This is a genomic window from Paenibacillus phoenicis, from assembly GCF_034718895.1.
GTDB classification, from domain to species: domain Bacteria; phylum Bacillota; class Bacilli; order Paenibacillales; family Paenibacillaceae; genus Fontibacillus; species Fontibacillus phoenicis.
In genome coordinates this window covers 973,792-990,273 of sequence record NZ_JAYERP010000001.1, presented here as the reverse complement: position 1 = coordinate 990,273, position 16,482 = coordinate 973,792, and the positions used below count along the sequence as shown (strand labels likewise).

At 50.5% G+C, this 16,482-nt stretch carries 20 protein-coding genes; all 20 read right to left on the bottom strand.

What is annotated here, in order from left to right:
- Position 1: 1 nt before the first annotated feature.
- The 20 genes from flhB to fliF all read right to left on the bottom strand — a co-directional run bounded on the left by flhB (position 2) and on the right by fliF (position 16,453).
- Entirely contained in the window at positions 2–1,093 is a 1,092-nt protein-coding gene (flhB, locus tag U9M73_RS04665; protein ID WP_323076452.1) for a flagellar biosynthesis protein FlhB, read from the bottom strand.
- A 14-nt stretch (positions 1,094–1,107) separates the two neighbouring features.
- Complete coding sequence (gene fliR / locus U9M73_RS04660) at positions 1,108–1,896, bottom strand: flagellar biosynthetic protein FliR (protein WP_323076451.1); 789 nt, start codon at positions 1,894–1,896, stop codon at positions 1,108–1,110.
- 12 nt (positions 1,897–1,908) lie between these two features.
- The gene (gene fliQ / locus U9M73_RS04655) at positions 1,909–2,178 is read right to left on the bottom strand and encodes a flagellar biosynthesis protein FliQ (protein WP_009223019.1); all 270 of its coding nucleotides are present in this window, start codon (positions 2,176–2,178) and stop codon (positions 1,909–1,911) included.
- 37 nt (positions 2,179–2,215) lie between these two features.
- Complete coding sequence (gene fliP, locus U9M73_RS04650) at positions 2,216–2,983, bottom strand: flagellar type III secretion system pore protein FliP (RefSeq protein ID WP_009223018.1); 768 nt, start codon at positions 2,981–2,983, stop codon at positions 2,216–2,218.
- Positions 2,980–3,507: a flagellar biosynthetic protein FliO gene (locus U9M73_RS04645; protein ID WP_009223017.1), complete on the bottom strand. Its 528-nt coding sequence runs from the start codon at positions 3,505–3,507 to the stop codon at positions 2,980–2,982. Before U9M73_RS04645 ends, fliP begins: the two co-directional genes overlap by 4 nt.
- 8 nt (positions 3,508–3,515) lie before the next feature.
- Positions 3,516–3,881 carry a response regulator gene (locus tag U9M73_RS04640; protein WP_009223016.1) on the bottom strand — a complete coding sequence of 122 codons (366 nt, stop codon included), beginning with the start codon at positions 3,879–3,881 and terminating at the stop codon, positions 3,516–3,518.
- A gap of 27 nt (positions 3,882–3,908) precedes the next feature.
- Positions 3,909–5,156, bottom strand: coding sequence for a flagellar motor switch phosphatase FliY (fliY, locus tag U9M73_RS04635; protein WP_009223015.1), 1,248 nt, complete (start codon positions 5,154–5,156; stop codon positions 3,909–3,911).
- Positions 5,143–6,144: a flagellar motor switch protein FliM gene (gene fliM / locus U9M73_RS04630; protein ID WP_009223014.1), complete on the bottom strand. Its 1,002-nt coding sequence runs from the start codon at positions 6,142–6,144 to the stop codon at positions 5,143–5,145. The genes fliY and fliM overlap by 14 nt, the downstream gene beginning before the upstream one ends.
- Positions 6,145–6,187: 43 nt before the next feature.
- Positions 6,188–6,661, bottom strand: coding sequence for a flagellar basal body-associated FliL family protein (locus U9M73_RS04625; protein WP_009223013.1), 474 nt, complete (start codon positions 6,659–6,661; stop codon positions 6,188–6,190).
- Positions 6,658–6,882 carry a flagellar FlbD family protein gene (locus U9M73_RS04620; protein ID WP_009223012.1) on the bottom strand — a complete coding sequence of 75 codons (225 nt, stop codon included), beginning with the start codon at positions 6,880–6,882 and terminating at the stop codon, positions 6,658–6,660. The genes U9M73_RS04625 and U9M73_RS04620 overlap by 4 nt, the downstream gene beginning before the upstream one ends.
- An 80-nt stretch (positions 6,883–6,962) precedes the next feature.
- Positions 6,963–7,787 (bottom strand): flagellar basal body rod protein FlgG, encoded by an 825-nt coding sequence (gene flgG, locus U9M73_RS04615; protein WP_260071515.1) that lies wholly within the window; start codon positions 7,785–7,787, stop codon positions 6,963–6,965.
- Between the two features lie 91 nt (positions 7,788–7,878).
- Positions 7,879–8,259, bottom strand: a complete 381-nt coding sequence (locus U9M73_RS04610; RefSeq protein ID WP_260071516.1) for a TIGR02530 family flagellar biosynthesis protein — start codon at positions 8,257–8,259, stop codon at positions 7,879–7,881.
- Positions 8,256–8,759, bottom strand: a complete 504-nt coding sequence (locus tag U9M73_RS04605) for a flagellar hook assembly protein FlgD (RefSeq protein WP_260071517.1) — start codon at positions 8,757–8,759, stop codon at positions 8,256–8,258. The genes U9M73_RS04610 and U9M73_RS04605 overlap by 4 nt, the downstream gene beginning before the upstream one ends.
- A 32-nt stretch (positions 8,760–8,791) precedes the next feature.
- Entirely contained in the window at positions 8,792–10,219 is a 1,428-nt protein-coding gene (locus U9M73_RS04600; RefSeq protein ID WP_260071518.1) for a flagellar hook-length control protein FliK, read from the bottom strand.
- Positions 10,220–10,260: 41 nt separating this feature from the next.
- The gene (locus tag U9M73_RS04595; protein WP_260071519.1) at positions 10,261–11,199 is read right to left on the bottom strand and encodes a MotE family protein; all 939 of its coding nucleotides are present in this window, start codon (positions 11,197–11,199) and stop codon (positions 10,261–10,263) included.
- A gap of 41 nt (positions 11,200–11,240) precedes the next feature.
- Entirely contained in the window at positions 11,241–11,684 is a 444-nt protein-coding gene (gene fliJ / locus U9M73_RS04590; RefSeq protein WP_085168995.1) for a flagellar export protein FliJ, read from the bottom strand.
- Between the two features lie 10 nt (positions 11,685–11,694).
- Positions 11,695–13,014, bottom strand: coding sequence for a flagellar protein export ATPase FliI (fliI, locus tag U9M73_RS04585; protein ID WP_009223005.1), 1,320 nt, complete (start codon positions 13,012–13,014; stop codon positions 11,695–11,697).
- Positions 12,995–13,849 (bottom strand): FliH/SctL family protein, encoded by an 855-nt coding sequence (locus U9M73_RS04580; protein ID WP_323076450.1) that lies wholly within the window; start codon positions 13,847–13,849, stop codon positions 12,995–12,997. Before U9M73_RS04580 ends, fliI begins: the two co-directional genes overlap by 20 nt.
- Complete coding sequence (fliG, locus tag U9M73_RS04575; RefSeq protein WP_036643741.1) at positions 13,842–14,858, bottom strand: flagellar motor switch protein FliG; 1,017 nt, start codon at positions 14,856–14,858, stop codon at positions 13,842–13,844. The genes U9M73_RS04580 and fliG overlap by 8 nt, the downstream gene beginning before the upstream one ends.
- 11 nt (positions 14,859–14,869) lie before the next feature.
- Positions 14,870–16,453, bottom strand: coding sequence for a flagellar basal-body MS-ring/collar protein FliF (gene fliF / locus U9M73_RS04570; protein WP_323076449.1), 1,584 nt, complete (start codon positions 16,451–16,453; stop codon positions 14,870–14,872).
- Positions 16,454–16,482 lie beyond the last annotated feature (29 nt).

Here is a 16,482-nt window from a genome sequence, read left to right as displayed (position 1 = left end):
ATTATGATTTGGGTCTGCCTTTGATTCGATATACGTAAGCCAGCACTTCGGCAACGGCTTGGAACAAATCCGCGGGGATCGTCTCCCCGATTTCGGTTCGTTGAAATAACGCCCGTGCCAGCGGCTTATTTTCCATCGTAATTACGCCATGTTCTTTGGCGATTTCCTTAATGCGGAGCGCCACATAGTCCTGCCCTTTGGCGATGACCTGCGGGGCATCCATTTTGGATCCGTCGTACTTCAGAGCGACCGCAAAGTGGGTCGGGTTGGTGATAATTACATCGGCTTTCGGCACTTCCTGCATCATCCGCTGCAGGGCCATCCGCCGCTGCCGTTCCCGAATTTTCCCCTTGATGAGCGGATCGCCTTCCATTTTCTTATATTCATCTTTGATATCCTGCTTGGACATCTTCAGATTCTTCTCATGTTCATAACGCTGGTACATGTAATCCAGCACCGCAAGTACGATTAAGGCTGCTGCGATTTTGAATCCCAAATTCATCGTTAACTGGGCGGTAAAATGAAACGTATCATCCACCGATAAATGCCCCAATGCGGACAAGCTCCCGCGGTACCCCCAAATCGTGGAGTAGACGAGATACCCGATAATCAGCAGCTTAAATAGCGTTTTGACAAATTGAACCAACGAGCGCATGGAAAAGATGTTTTTAAACCCTTTGATCGGATCCAGCTTACTGAACTTGATTTTAAGCGGTTCTCCGACCAACATGAAACCGATCTGCGCATAGTTGGCAACAACAGCCACGACGATGACAACCAAGAAGATTGGAGCCAGCAGCAGCAACACCTGCACTGCGTACTCCCCCATCATCGCCATCACGTTCGTTTTCGTTACTTCCATGGACAGGCGATGATAAAACACATCGACAAACAGACTGATCAACCGCTCCTTGAAATAACCAGCGAATGCGGTCAAGCATAGGAACCCGGCGATTAATAACAAGGCCCCGGTCAGTTCCTGGCTCTTGGCGACTTGACCTTTCTTCCGGGCCTCCTGACGTTTCTTCGGAGTCGCTTTTTCCGTCTTTTCGCCGGCGAACAGCTGCAGATCAAGCGAATACCGATATGACATAGCGATCCTCCATCCTACTGCGGCCTTTGTCCAAGCGTTCCGAGCAGATCATGCAGCGCGCGGAACAACACCTCGAACAAAGCTTGAAACGCAACGATAAAGCCCGGCACAAGCACCAACAGCACAAGTAACCCCACGATGATTTTGACCGGAATCCCGATAACAAAAATATTGAATTGCGGTGCAGTCCGAGCCAAGAATCCGAGCGCTACGTCGGTGACAAACAAAGCCACCACCAGCGGAGCTGACATTTGAAATGCCAGCATAAACGCCTGACTGAAGGTTTGAATTAGAAATTCGGCCACATTCCCGTTATAAATTTGTTGGAACACTTGATTGGATAACGGGATCCAGTTGTAGCTCCGCAGGACCGCATCCAGCAAATAGTGATGGCCGTTCATGCTGAGGAAGATCAATGTGGCGATAATATACTTGAGGTTCCCCAAAACGGGCGCCGATGCTCCGGTCATGGGGTCGATCACATTCGCGATTCCAAAACCGATTTGAATGTCGATAAACGAGCCCGCCATCTGGATGACGGAGAAGATCAGATTGGCCACATATCCCATCAGCAGACCTACCAGCACCTCACGTAGAATCACCAATATGTATCCCAAATCGTTTGGTATCGCCTGATTTGGACCAATGGTCAACAGAATGACAACCGCGATGATGCCGGAAAAACCAACCTTAAACGTATTCGGCACCGATCGGGATGAAAATATGGGCGAAACTACAAAAAAGGCTGTCATTCGACAAAAAATAAGCATAAAAATAGAAATTCCGTGCAGTATCGTATCCATATCTTCGGCAACCTAACCGATATAACTAGATAGGTTATTTAGAATTCCGTAGGTGAAGTCAACCAGCGTCGTCAAAATCCAAGGGCCAAACAACAGCAACGCTAGTAAAACAGCAACAATTTTGGGAACGAAGGCAAGCGTCTGCTCCTGAATTTGCGTTGTCGCTTGAAAGATACTTACCAAGAGCCCCACCACGAGAGCGATCACCAGCATCGGTGCGCTGACCTTCAACACGGTATACACGGCTTGTCCGGCCAAACCGATAATAAATTCCGAACTCATACACCGTTTTCTCCTTCCCTGAACCTGAACCTATCCTCTATGTGTTAAAGCTGACTAACAGTGATTTGACGATCAGATACCAACCATCTACCAGCACGAATAGCAAGATCTTGAACGGCAGTGAGATCATGACCGGCGGCAGCATCATCATCCCCATGGCCATCAGCACGCTGGAGACAACGATATCTATAATCAAAAAAGGAATAAATATCATAAAGCCCATTTGAAATGCCGTCTTGAGTTCACTGATCGCAAAAGCAGGCACCATCACCGAAAGCGGGATGTCCTCATAGCTCTTCGGCTTTTCCATTTTGGTATAACCCATGAACAGCTGAAGATCTTTGGTTCTCGTATGCGAGTACATGAATTTCTTCATGGGAACCGCCGCCTTGTCCAACGCTTCAGTCTGGGTGATTTCTCCCTTGATATAAGGCTGTACTGCCACCTCATTAATTGTGGAGAGCGTTGGGCTCATGATGAATAACGTTAAGAACAAAGCTAAGCCAATCAATACCTGGTTTGGCGGCATTTGTTGCGTCCCTAACGAACTGCGGACAAACCCCAGCACCACGACAATACGGGTAAAGCTGGTCATCAGCACCAATATTGCCGGCGCGATACTGAGTACCGTAATCATTAAGAGAATCGACAACGAAGTGGTACCTGATGCCCCGCCCGAATCCGAATTACCGATTTGAATGCCAATGCTCGGAATCGGGTCAACGGGTTCGGCCGATGCTACGGAGACTGCGAGTATGCTCCATATCGTCAGCAACAAGCCGACAATTAACAATTTTCTCTTCATGACTCCCTCGACCGATCTGTAGATTGTTCTTCCGGATCCTGCAAGAGTTCTTCCATTTGCCGTTTCCGGTCCGGCATCTTCCGCAGCTGCGATTGAAACACCTCGTGGAAAGCGACACTGTCCAGTTCTTCTTCCTCCCGAGGCGGTTCCTTTCGAAACCGGGAGATCAAGCCGGACAAAGTCGACGACAATCCGGCAAGTTCCGCTCCTTCATTTTCGAAGGCTTGTACCAGCGAGGCTACCTCGTCCGGGTTGGATATTTTGTCTACTAACGAAATGTCCTCACCGACACCCACAAGATAGATGCTCCCCCCGAGTTCGATCACTTGCAGGGATTTGTTTGGTCCGAGGCCAACGGCTCCCAAAGTGCGAATGGCATGGCTCTGGGACAAATACCGGTTCCTTTTACCTAGAAAACGGACCAGTAATATAATTAAAGCGATTATGAGGCCAAGAACTACAATGACGGTAAACAGGTTCCCCCAAAGGTTTACGTCCGGGAGAGTATCTTGCGAGTTATTCATCGCTCAGTTTACACCCCAAGCGTTTTGTTGATCGCTTCGATAACCCGATCAGATTGGAATGGCTTCACGATGAAGTCCTTCGCACCCGCTTGAATGGCATCGATAACCATCGCTTGCTGCCCCATCGCAGAGCACATGATCACTTTCGCATTAGGATCCAGCTTCTTGATTTCTTTCAACGCTGCAATCCCGTCCATTTCCGGCATCGTAATATCCATCGTGATCAAATCCGGATGCAGCTCTTTAAATTTCTCAATCGCTTGCGCACCATCCTGTGCTTCCCCTACGACTTCAAACCCGTTTTTCGTCAAAATGTCCCGGATCATCATTCTCATAAATGCTGCGTCGTCTACGATAAGAATTCGGTTAGCCATTGATCTAAAATCCTCCCTAAACTTCTACTATTGTAATTTTTGAATGCGGTCCCACTGGCTTACGATATCCGTGACGCGTACGCCGAAGTTCTCATCGATGACGACAACCTCGCCCTTAGCAATCAGTTTGTTGTTCACCAGAATATCCACCGGTTCACCAGCAAGCTTGTCCAGTTCGATGATAGAACCTTGAGACAATTCCAGGATATCTTTAATTTGCCGTTGGGTCCTACCTAATTCTACGGTGACTTTAAGGGGTATGTCCATCAGTAAGTTTAAATTATTTTCGTCAACCTGGTTAAAAGCTGGGTTCCCCAAATTTGCAAACTGTACAGGTTGTACATTCAAATTACGCCCAGGTGCCTGTCCATAATGATGCGGTTCGCCGTACGGCTGTCCTTGAGGCGGATACCCGTATGGAGCTTGCTGCCCGTAACCATAACCCTCTTGCATCGGCGGCTGCTGCATCGGTTGGGAAGGCGCAGAAGGCTGCTGATACGTTGGGGCTTGATGCGCAGGCGATGGTGCAGGCGTTGGCGTTGGCGCAGGCGGTGCGGCCGCCGCCGCGCTTTCCTTCGCGCCGGCATTCGTTTCTGCCGTCGATCCGCTGATCAGGCTGTCCACCATCTCTTTCGCGAATTTAACGGTGAGCAGCTGCATGATGGTCGAATCGATCAAATCCCCGATGGTCAAACGGAATGAGATCTTGATAAGCGGATCAGATTCCGGCAAGCTGCTCAAGCCATTCCCGTTGGACATGTTCAGGATATCGACACCGGGCGGCGAGATATTAACGAACCGATTGAAGATCGTGGACATCGATGTCGCCGATGACCCCATCATTTGGTTCATCGCTTCTTGCACGGCACTAATATGAATCTCGTTTAACTCTTCCTCTGCTGGATCCCCTTCCCCGCCCAGCATCAGATCCGCAATCACTTGGGCATCTCTCGTCTTGATAACCAAAGAGTTCATGCCTTCAAAGCCATCCACGTACTGGACGTGAATCGCGACATGCGGCTTCGGAAACTCGGCTTCAAACTGGGAACGAGTGATGACGGAAACCTTCGGCGTCGTGATATCCACTTTTTTGTTTAACAGCGTGGAGAGCGCCGTAGCTGCACTACCAAACGTAATGTTCCCGATTTCACCCAAGGCGTCCTGCTCTAGCGGAGTCAGTACGTCGTTTACCGACAGCTCTTGGGTCGTCTCCTGATTGGCTTGTTTTAATAATGCGTCTATCTCTTCCTGAGACAAGTAATCATTGCTCGTCAAGTTCCTCAGCTCCTTCGCTGACAATTTCATCGATTTGGACCGCAAGCCGGTCCTTCACCGTACCGGGGCTGCCGATATATTTCAATCGATCGCCAACCCGGATTTGCAGTCCTTCCTGAACGGGTTTATTTAATGAGATAACGTCACCGACGGACAAGCTCAGGAATTCACGGACCGTAATCTGCGATTCGCCCAGCTCCGCGATGATCGGCAACTTGGCTTTGTTCACCCGGTTTCGCAACGCCTCGACTTCTTCGGGAACACGCGATTTCTTCTGAGAGACAAACCAATGGTGAACCGAAAGCTTCGGCATGATCGGTTCGATAACCACATGTGGTATACAAAGGTTGATCATCCCGGAGGTATCCCCGATTTTCGTGCTTAGCGAGATCAGTGCAATCGTCTCGTTCGGCGATACGATTTGCATAAATTGAGGATTTGTTTCCAGCGCCTCCATCCGCGGATTGATATCCACGACGGTTTTCCAAGCTTCTTGCAAGCTTTCAAAGGCCCGGCTAAAAATCCGTTCCATAATAATTGTCTCGATCTCCGTTAGCGTTCCGACTTTCGAAGGTGCCGTTCCCAGACCGCCTAACAGCCGGTCCAGCATGGCAAAAGCGACGTTGGGATGCACCTCCAGCACCATTCTTCCTTCCAGCGGCTCCGCTTCAAAAATGTTCAAAATCGTCATTTTCGGAATGGAGCGGATAAACTCGTCATAAGGAAGCTGCTCGACCTGAACGACGTTAATTTGCACGAACGTGCGTAGTTGAGCCGAAAAATAGGTAGTGAGATAACGGGCAAAGTTCTCGTGAATTCGAGTCAAGCTTCGAATATGATCTTTGGAAAATCTAACCGCTCTTTTGAAATCATAGGAACGAATCTTCTTCTGCGTCTCTTCCTTTTTCAGTTCCTCGGCGTCCATTTCACCCGATGATAACGCAGCAAGCAACGCATCGATTTCGTTCTGCGACAACACATCAACCAACCATCTCACCCCCTTAGAAAAATCCCTATTCGTTCGATATTCGTTAGATCGTCGACATGATGAAGTCAGTAATATCGATCTGAATCAATTTCCCTTCCGGCAGCGATTTGTTGATCAGGTTGAGCAATTTGGAACTCAGATTGTCTTTTCCCAATGCACCCGTCAATTCCTCCGGCTTGGTATCCGCCAACGTTTTGATAATAATCGGCTTGATTTTGTAATCCTTGATTTTGTCGAAGGTTTCCTTAGATGCTGCGCTATCCAATTGGAACGCAAAATCGATGACCACCACATAATCCGGATCGGATAAATTCGTCTTGATGTCGTCGATCGTAGATGTCACCTGGACGAGTTCGTCGGCCGACAATTTCTTCGGTGCAGCTACGCTGTCAACAGCAGCATTCACTTCGGTACCTGGTTCAGGTTTGTTCATTTGATTCACCAGTAGGAAGGCGGCCAATACGATTAATGTGATGGCAAGCAAAATCGTAATTAACCATGGCAGCATTCTTTTCATGACCATTCCTCCGTTTGTTGCACTTTAATAGTTGCTGCGTGGATGCCGATCTCCCGATAATAGTCTCGTATCATCTGGATCACATCGGCCGCCTTCTCCAGCACGATAATCCGCTTCCCTGTGACCAGGGTGACGTATGTATCCGGTGTTTCTTCCACAGTCTCGATCATGATGGCATTCAGCCACATCTGAGAACCGTTTAGGCGTGTTACTGAAATCATGATTTCCCTCCTAAGCGATCAAGGAAGCGGGGATATCCGCCGGGGAACGGCGGTTTCCCCTTCCCCGGCTACCCCTTCGCTTAACGTTTCAGATTAACAACTTCCTGAAGCACTTCATCGGAGGTCGTGATGATCCGCGAATTCGCTTGGAACCCCCGCTGCGCTACGATCATTTCGGTAAACTCGCCCGTCAGATCGACGTTGGACATTTCCAATTGGCCGACGATCAGAGCACCCGTCCCCTCTTCTGCGTTATTCGGGTTCGTATACGTCAATTCTCCGTCTGCGATGGCATTCAGAGTGACCCGATAAAGGTTACCGCCAATCTTCTCCAGCCCCTCTGGGTTGGTGACCCGAGCTACCCCGATAACCTCACCAGGGTCCGTTCCGCCGTCGGCATTTTTCAGCATCATCGTTCCATCGGAAGCGATCGTGAAGGCAGTGACCGCGTCAAAGTCGATCGGTTCAATGACATCCCCGTCGCTGTTGCACACGAGCAAACCGTCCGAAGTAACCAGTTGGCCCGCAGCATCCAGATGAAAGTCTCCCGCACGGGTCAGGAAAGGAACCTCTTGATCCGGAGTCAGCTTCACAAGGAAAAATCCGTCCCCGTCGATCCGCAGATCGAGCGGATTGTTGGTTGTCATTGCACTGCCGCCGGTATGTAATGTATCGATGGAGCCAACGGAAACCCCAAGTCCGATTTGCTTGGCGTTCACGCCGCCAGATTCACCTTCAACAGGAGCCGTAACCCCGGAGACCGTCTGGCTCATGATATCCTTAAACATAACGCGGCTGGATTTAAAGCCTACCGTATTGACGTTTGCAATATTATTGCCGATGACGTCCAGCTTGGTTTGGAAACCACGCATTCCGGATACGCCAGAATACATTGATCTTAACATTTGCTCTCATCCCTTCCAGTGATTAAATTGCGTGCTTCGGCCGCTTCAGTCGATCCGCAGCCGATTGGCTCCCGTAACCGGTCCAGCCAATTTAAGAAATGATGACGGCGCTGTCGATTTGAGTAAATACGTTATCCTTCATGCTGCTTCCGTCCATCGCGGTCACGACGGTCCGATTGTGGACGTTCACGATCAGGGCCATATCTTTCAACAAAATGAGGGAATCCTTCGCTCCTTTAGCAGCGGCGCTGTCAATCGCCGATTCAATCTTGTTTAACTGCTCCGGCTTCAGCTCGATTCCGCGCTGCTCCAACCGTTTCACCGCATGATTGCTGAAATGGACCAGTCGATCCTCTAGCATCTCCTTAAAGTTAGACCCTACAGCGTTCTGCGGCGTGCTTTTAGTTGCCGTTAGTGCATTAGGCCCGATTCTGCCCGCATACAGCTGGCCTACTCGGATCGGCTCGTTCATGACGGATCCGCTCCTTGGCTGGCGCCGTCAGACGCTTCAGCAGGTACGCCTACTTGCTCAATATCGGAGATTTTAATTTCCTTATCCCCTACCTTCACGTAGTGGACACCGCTGCGAACGATGATGGAATCCACGATGCCGCTTTCTCTCTCAACAATGACCTCAGCTTGGCCTGTGGCAACGTCATAATTACCTGTTTTGGTCTGACTCACCCAAGTCACTTGTTTTCCGATCAGTCCGGAATCATTGCCCAAGGACTCCCCTAAAGCGGAAATCTGCTCAGAGATGTTGGTCAGCTGCTCGACGGACGTAAACTGGGCCATTTGTGCAACCATCTGCGTATTGTCCATCGGGGATAAAGGATCCTGATTTTGCATCTGGGCGATCATGAGTTTAAGGAAAGCATCTTTGCCCAGCTCATTGCTTTTCGTGCTGGCCTTTTGAACGTTACTCTGTGAATAATTCGGCCACGACACCGAAGAAAAATACGTATCAGCCACGGAGGTACCTCCTTTCTGCGAATTAAGGCGAATTAAGCCCGGGCGACAAAGGAACTGCCGTAGCTTTGCTCTTTGGCTCTGACTTCAGCAACCCATTCGTTCCATTCTTCGTTCAAGTCATGGATGGCCAGCGTTTCGTCCTCTGTTATTGGACGACGTTTTTCGCTTTGTTGTTGTCCTGTGCCTCCGCCGGATTGCCGGCCATCATGGTACATATGGGAGGACAATGACGTATTTTGCGTGACCTCCAGTTTGTTAACCTGAAGACCTTGAGACTGCAACGCCGATCTGAGCTGTGCCATTTGTTGTTCCAGCGATTCTTTGGCAAAAGCATGTTCCGTCATAAATTGGGCAGTTAACTGTCCGTTTTGCATCGTAATGCGTACGTCAACCTGTCCCAAATGCTCCGGATAAAGCGAAATTCTCGCCTCGGACACGCCTTTCAGATTCACGATCTCCAGCTTATTCACCAGGAAACCGCTCATTTCTTTCGCGAAATTTTCTACTGGAACCGGTTTGGCAACATGCTTCACGGACTTGATTCCGCTGTCCCGGAGTGCCAGTTGTCCTGCGGTCACGATCTGACCGGTTTGAACGGGATCCTCATGAACGTTAGTCTCCGCGGTTACCCCGTCAACTGTCGAATCGGCTTCGAATGCCGAATCATTAACGCGGAATGCCGCCGTGTTGTTGCTAGGCTGCGAGCTCGATTGTACAGCACGGGTATCTCCACGGTTTAGCATGTCACCGTTTTGACCTGAGCGGCCCTGTTGGTTAGCTGCTGCACCTGGGTCTGTCGTATAGGTACGAGGTTGCAATCCTGTGGTTTCCGTCCCTTTTCCGCCATTAAGCTTCGTCTCCGCCGAATCCGAGATCGCATCCAGCACTTGTTGCAGGGAATCCAGCATAGCACCGGCTTGTCCCTGTGCACTTGCGGTCAGCTTAGCGGCACCACCGTTCGACTCCGCAGCTGCTAACAGTTGGACCAGTGTGTCCTGAACCGCAAACCGCATCGTCTCCGGTTGCTGGGCCAGCACAGGTAGAGCGTTGTCTCCCTCCGCCCCTAAACCCGCATTTTCAGACACACCTGTCTGTTGCAATAGGGTTTGGACACTTTGCAGCCAGCCTTGCAATACCGTAAGCAACGCAGGATCCGCTTGAAGCGCGTCGTCCAATTTCGGCAATTGCTTCAACAATCCTTCGATTGTAGCAACAAGCGTATTGTCCGTTGCTTCGGATGGCGCAGCCTCCGTACTGTTCTGCAATCCGGTTAGCGAGAGCATCTGAGCAGAGGCTTGTCCTTCCTGCGGCTGGGCATTGCCGAGCAGCATGGCGAGGAGCTTCTGATCAAAAGACAAAGCAGCAGTTTGCCCCGCTTCCGCCTTGCCGGCAGATCCGTACCACAACGAGTTCACCGTCCCGGCTTTGCTTACATTCACTTGCGACATGGATGAATTCATCTTGTTTCTCACCTCCTTTCAAAGCTAAATTCCTTCCTTTATTACTTACTTACCAGCTGATTCAGGATCTTCACCGATGTCTTCTCGTCGGACTTCGCCATTTCCGTCAAAATCTTGGACCGCGCAGTTCCGTTTACCGATTTTAGGATCTTCAGCCCTTTCTCAGGACTTAGCTTGTATGTTTGAAGCACTAGCTTGGCAGCATCCGCTGCGGCCATCGAGGAGAAGGTCTGACCCAGCTCGGTATCGCTCAGCCCCGTTCCACTCGCGGTGGCTGCTGTATCCGCTGCTGCCTCCATTTTGAGTCTCGATTGCAGCGCGGCGATCGCCAAGTCCTCGGATGTCTTCACATCCTTCAGCTTAATCGAAATATCCGCGGCCTTTTGCGGATCCATCTTCTCCAAAATGGCCACTTTACTCTCATTACTCATTACGCTTAACATTTGCAGCGACTCTTCCGTCGTCAACTTATTGAAAATCGCTGCCGCTTTACTAGGACTCATTTCCGCATACAGATTGGCCAGCTTCTTGACTTCCTTCTGATAAGCTTCCAATTCTGCCGCTTGCCGCTGCTCGCTCTCTTTCTGCTGAACGGAAGCCAGCTGATCCTGCAGTTCCTTCACCTTCTCCTGCTGCTCGGCTGCTTGCTGGTTGGCGGTTTGCAGCTCTGCCTGCTGTTTGGCTAACTGCTCCTTTAGCTCCTTCACAGTAGCTTCGGTGCTCTCCCGCTGCTTCTGCTCTTCCTTCGCAGCTTCCTTTAATTCACTCTCAGGAGTGATCGGATCCGGTACCAGGTTCTTCACCACAGGAATCCGGTTCCCCCAATCGATCAAGGTGTTGCGAAAGTCGATATTAAATAAGGTTAATAACACCCCTAGCAGAACAACCGTAAAAAGAATAGGAGTCATAAAGAACAGAAAACGCGAAAATCCGCCCCCTGTCTCTTCATCCAATTCTTCGTCCACCACCGTCTTTGCCATCTCTATCCCTCCTTCGAACAACCGTATGGGCGCCCGCTACTTTATCGGGCTCTCATGGCGAACCGGACCGTAGCCATTTCATCCAGTTCGTTTTGTTCCCGAAGAAGCATTTCGTGCCGAAATTTATCCATGGCCTTCTCTTTCGCTTTAAGCCATACCTTTTCGTCCAGCATTTTCCCCTTCAAAATCGTCTTTTTGTGTTCGACGTTGACCTCCGCTGCGCGAATATCCGCCAGCTTCCGTTCGATCGCCTGATCAAGAAAATCCATGTATCGTTGAAGTTCCTGCAGTTTGATCATGGAGGCGGTACTCTCCGCTTCGGCGGCGATCACCGCTGCGGTATTGGCTTTCTCCTCCAACAACTGCTCCAACGAGCGTTGTTCTGACTGCAGCTGGCCAATAGCTGCGGATAACATCCATTCGGCCTGCGTTTTTTCGTTGGATTTTAAATCAACTACTTTCTGATACACGTAACGGAACTTCATTCTCTACGTTTCATCTCCTTGCGAATTCGGAAATTAGCCGTTCCTGGACTTCGGCGAGCGTGACCTTCTCATTAACCTTCTGCTTCGTAAAGTTCCATATCTGCTGAATGGCCCCAATTGCTTCATCAATGTCCGGGTTCGATCCGGGTTGATAAGCGCCGATATTAATTAAATCCTCGGAATCCTTATAAACAGCCATCAATCGTTTCAGATTTTCGGCCGCCTCATTTTGCTCATCCGACACAATATCCTTCATGACCCGGCTAATGCTGGCTAGGATATCAATCGCGGGGAAGTGACCTTTGTTCGCGATCCCGCGGTTCAAAACGATATGCCCGTCCAATATCCCGCGTACGGCGTCCGCAATCGGTTCATTCATATCGTCACCGTCAACGAGCACGGTATAGAAGGCGGTAATCGAACCGGTTGGTCCCGTTCCTGCCCGCTCCATCAGCTTCGGCAAGGCGGCAAACACGGAAGGGGTGTAACCGCGCATGGCAGGAGGCTCACCTACGGCTAACCCTACCTCACGCAGCGCCATCGCGTAACGGGTGACGGAATCCATCATCAGCATGACGTTGAGCCCGCGGTCCCGAAAATACTCCGCAATGGTTGTGGCGATCAAAGCCCCTTTCATCCGGATTAAAGCCGGCTGATCGGAGGTTGCAACGACGACAACAGAGCGCTCCAATCCTTCCGGGCCAAGATCCCGCTCAATAAAGTCAAGCACCTCGCGTCCCCGCTCCCCAACGAGCGCAATCACGTTCACATCTGCTGAGGTATTGCGGGCAATCATCCCCATCAAGGTACTCTTCCCGACCCCGGAGCCGGCGAAAATCCCTACCCGTTGGCCTTTGCCAATTGTCAGCAAACCATCGATAGCCCGTACTCCAATGCCAATCGGTTCGGAGACCCGCGGACGATTCAGCGGATTCATCGGCTTATTATAGGTAGAATAGTGGCCCATCCGTGAAGGAAGCAGCGATCCGTCCAGCGGTTGCCCCAAGCCGTCCAGCACCTTACCAAGGAGCTCCGATCCAACCTGTACCGTCAAAGGTTTGCCGGTCCCAACGACATCACAACCAGGTCCGATCGATTGCAGCTCACCGAGCGGCATCAACAATACCTTGTTATCGCGAAATCCGACGACTTCAGCCTGCAAAGGTTGCGCCGCTTTACTCGGATAGATGTAACAGAGATCGCCGATACTGGCATCCGGGCCTTCGGATTCGACCATCAGCCCAATGACTTGCGTCACCTTCCCGTTGATTCGGATCGGATCAAGCTGTCTGAGATGATCAATGTAACGTTCAGCTTTCAAACTCGTCATTCGCTTGCCCCCGCTCCTCCATCTGTAGAGAAACCCGCAACAATTCCTTCTTAATCTCCGTCAATTGTGTATCAATTCTGGCATCCACGCTGCCGAAGGAGGAGCGGATGACACAGCCGCGATCCTTGACGGTCGGGTCGGGCAAAATTTGAAGTTCAGCCTGCGAGTCGATGGCAAGGCTGAGCTCCTCCCTTGCCGCCTGCACGAAGGCAAAATCGCTTGGCGAAACGCACAGCGTCAAAATTCCTTGCTCGCGTTTGCGTGCCAGACTCTTCTTGATCAGATCGATGACGTATTCCGGTTTAAGCTCAAGCTGCTTGTCGATGACTTTCTCGGCAATCGCACAGCTTAATTCGACTAGAAACGGCTCGGCTTCCTGAATGATGCGTTCTTTCTCCACATAAGCCTGTTGCAGAACGGAACCAGCTTCATTCATCATCTCTTCGATCTGGGCGCGCATCGTTGCTTCGGCCTGCGCTTTCCCTTCCTCGTAGCCTTGAGTGAAGCCCTCCGCTTTAACGGCTTCGATCATCTGTTCATCCTGCTCACGGCGCTCTTGCCACCAGGCTTCGATTTGCTTCTGTGCTTCGGCCAGCATGCGTTCCGCTTGCTCCGCCGCGTCCCTGACCTGACGTTCGGCGAACTCTTTCGCATCCGCCAACATCTGACGTCTCGTCTCTTCGGCCGCAAGATCTTCAGCGGAAGGACCTTGAACGACCGGATTCTCGGTGTGAGTGGATGACGGGTCCTCGGTTGTCGGATGAACCTTGGCTAAATTCAGCTGCTTCAAGATTTCAACCGGTACGTATTGAGACACCTTGATCAAATTAGACAATGATGTCATCTCCTCCGCCGCGGGCGATTATAATTTCACCTGCTTCTTCCAACCTGCGAATGGTAGCTACGATGCGGGTTTGTGCTTCTTCCACGTCACGCAGCCGCACCGGCCCCATGTATTCCATCTCTTCCTTGAACGTCTCGGACATCCGCTTCGACATGTTGCGGAAGACCGCTTCGCGAACTTCTTCGCTGGCCACTTTGAGGGCAAGCTGCAAGTCGCTGTTCTCGATATCGCGGATAATCCGCTGTATGGAACGGTTGTCGATATTGACGATATCCTCGAAGACGAACATCCGCTTCTTGATTTCTTCGGCCAGCTCGGGATCCTGGATTTCGAGCGAATCGAGAATCGTTCTTTCCGTCCCCCGGTCGACTCCGTTCAAGATTTGGACGATCGATTCAATGCCGCCGGCGCTGGTGTAATCCTGCGTAACCGTAGCAGAGAGCTTCTGCTCCAGCACGCGTTCCACCTGAGCGATGACCTCCGGCGACGTGCTATCCATCATCGCGATTCTCCGCGCTACTTCCGCTTGCTTCTCCTGAGGAAGTGAAGACAAGATGGCTGCCGCCTGTTCAAATTGCAAATAGGATAACACCAAAGCGATTGTCTGCGCGTTTTCGTTCTGGATAAAGTTCAGAATTTGATTTGGATCTGCCTTACGGGCAAAATCGAATGGCCGGACCTGAAGGGTTGCCGTCAAACGGTTGATGATGTCCACCGCTTTGGACTGGCCCAGCGCCTTCTCCAGAATTTCCTTGGCGTAAGTGATGCCCCCCTGGGTGATATACTCCTGCGCCAAGCAGATCTGGTGGAATTCCGCCATAATCATTTCTTTCTCGGCGCTGTCAACTTTACGGACGTTGGCAATTTCCAGCGTGAGCTGCTCGATTTCATCATCCCGCAAATGTTTGAAGATTTGCGCCGACACTTCCGGCCCTAACGTAATTAACAAAATGGCTGCCTTTTGTTTCCCGGTCAAAACCGGACTCGATGTTTTGGACAATACATTCACCTCTATTCATCAGCCAGCCAGGTGCGAAGCAAGTTAACGAATTCGTCAGGCTTCTTCTTGGCCAACGTCTCCAGCTGTTTACGCACTTGGTTCTCATTCGTGACTGTATCCAAATTGATCGATGGAAACTCAGGCGTAAGAGGCAGCGCGATCTCTTCTTCCTCTTCTTGCGCTTGCTTGCGGCGGCGGAACAAGACGATTCCGAGACCGGCCAGCGCCAGCAGAGCTGCACCTCCTACTCCCCATACCAACGGGCTTGATAAACTCAACCCGGCTTTTTGGACAGTATCCGAATGGAATGGCTGAGACAACACTGAAACTTTTCTCTGCAATTCTTCGTCTGTATATGTAGTACCAGAGTCAGCCAAATAGGATCCAACGATATTTTTCAGAATATTTTCGATCGCGGACCGAGTATTTTCATCCAAAGTTTCCTGACCTTCGGGTGGTTCAACGGCCACATTAATGGTTAAATCCTTAATAACATAGGGACTGGCGATAATGTCCTTCGTAATTCGATTAACCTCGTAGTTAATCGTCGACGAACTTTCTTCCGAGGAAGACCCGCCGTTCGTTTCCGACGAAGGATAGTTCACAACATCTTCTTCCCCAGTTCCAGGTACCCCGCTCGTTGGATTCGCCGATCCGGTGTAGCTTTTCTGCACTTTTTGTGCGCTGATCTCGATACCTTTCATGTTTTCGGTATCCACTGGAGTGACCAGATTGTCTTTCTGGCTAACTTGGTCGAAATTCAACTTGGAAGCGACCAGCACTTCAATCTTATCCGGACCGGTCAGTCTGGATAGGAATTGCTTTACGCTTTGGCGCACATCGCTTTCGAACTTCTTCTGCAGCGCCATGTTCTCTTGAACCGCCGAGGTCAGTGAGCCTGTCGTCCCGCCTTGTCCGCTTGGAAGCAAGATCGTATCATCACTCGAGGAGAGCGAGATATTTTCCACCGGCAAGTTAGGGACCGACGTTTTAACCAAGTTAAAATATCCATCGATGGCTTCCTGATTCGGACGATATCCCGGCTTGAACGTGAGGACGATAGATGCTGTCGCTTTCTCCTGTTCATCCGGGCTAGCGAACACGTTTTCTACCGGCAAGTTAATGAGTACCTTGGCATCGTTAACGCCCTGCATTCTCTTCAGCAGCTGTTCGACCTCGCCGTTGATGGCGTTTTTGTACTTGACGTTAAATTCATTGTCCGTCATCCCGATTAAGGAAGAACTTTCATTGAAGGCTTCCAAACCGATCGAACCGTTCTGTACGATTCCCTGTGAACCGACATCAACCTTAACCCGTGCCGCGTCTTTGCTAGGCACCGAAATGGTCGTACCGTCCGGTCCAAGCTTGTACGAGATTCCGCCGGATTCCAAGTAATTGATAATCCCTGCCGCATCAGTCGAATCGAGACCCGTAAAGGCTACTTCATATTCCGTTTTGGAAAATTGAATCGTCAGCAAGATGATCGCGAGCAGGATAAAAGTCGCCGTCGAGACTAATAACGTTTTTTGTTTTTTGCTAAATTGGTTCCAGTACCCTAAAAATCGATCCCGGTACTGTGTAATTCTCTCATTCACAATGTCACCTCATCCGAGCATGTTTCAAT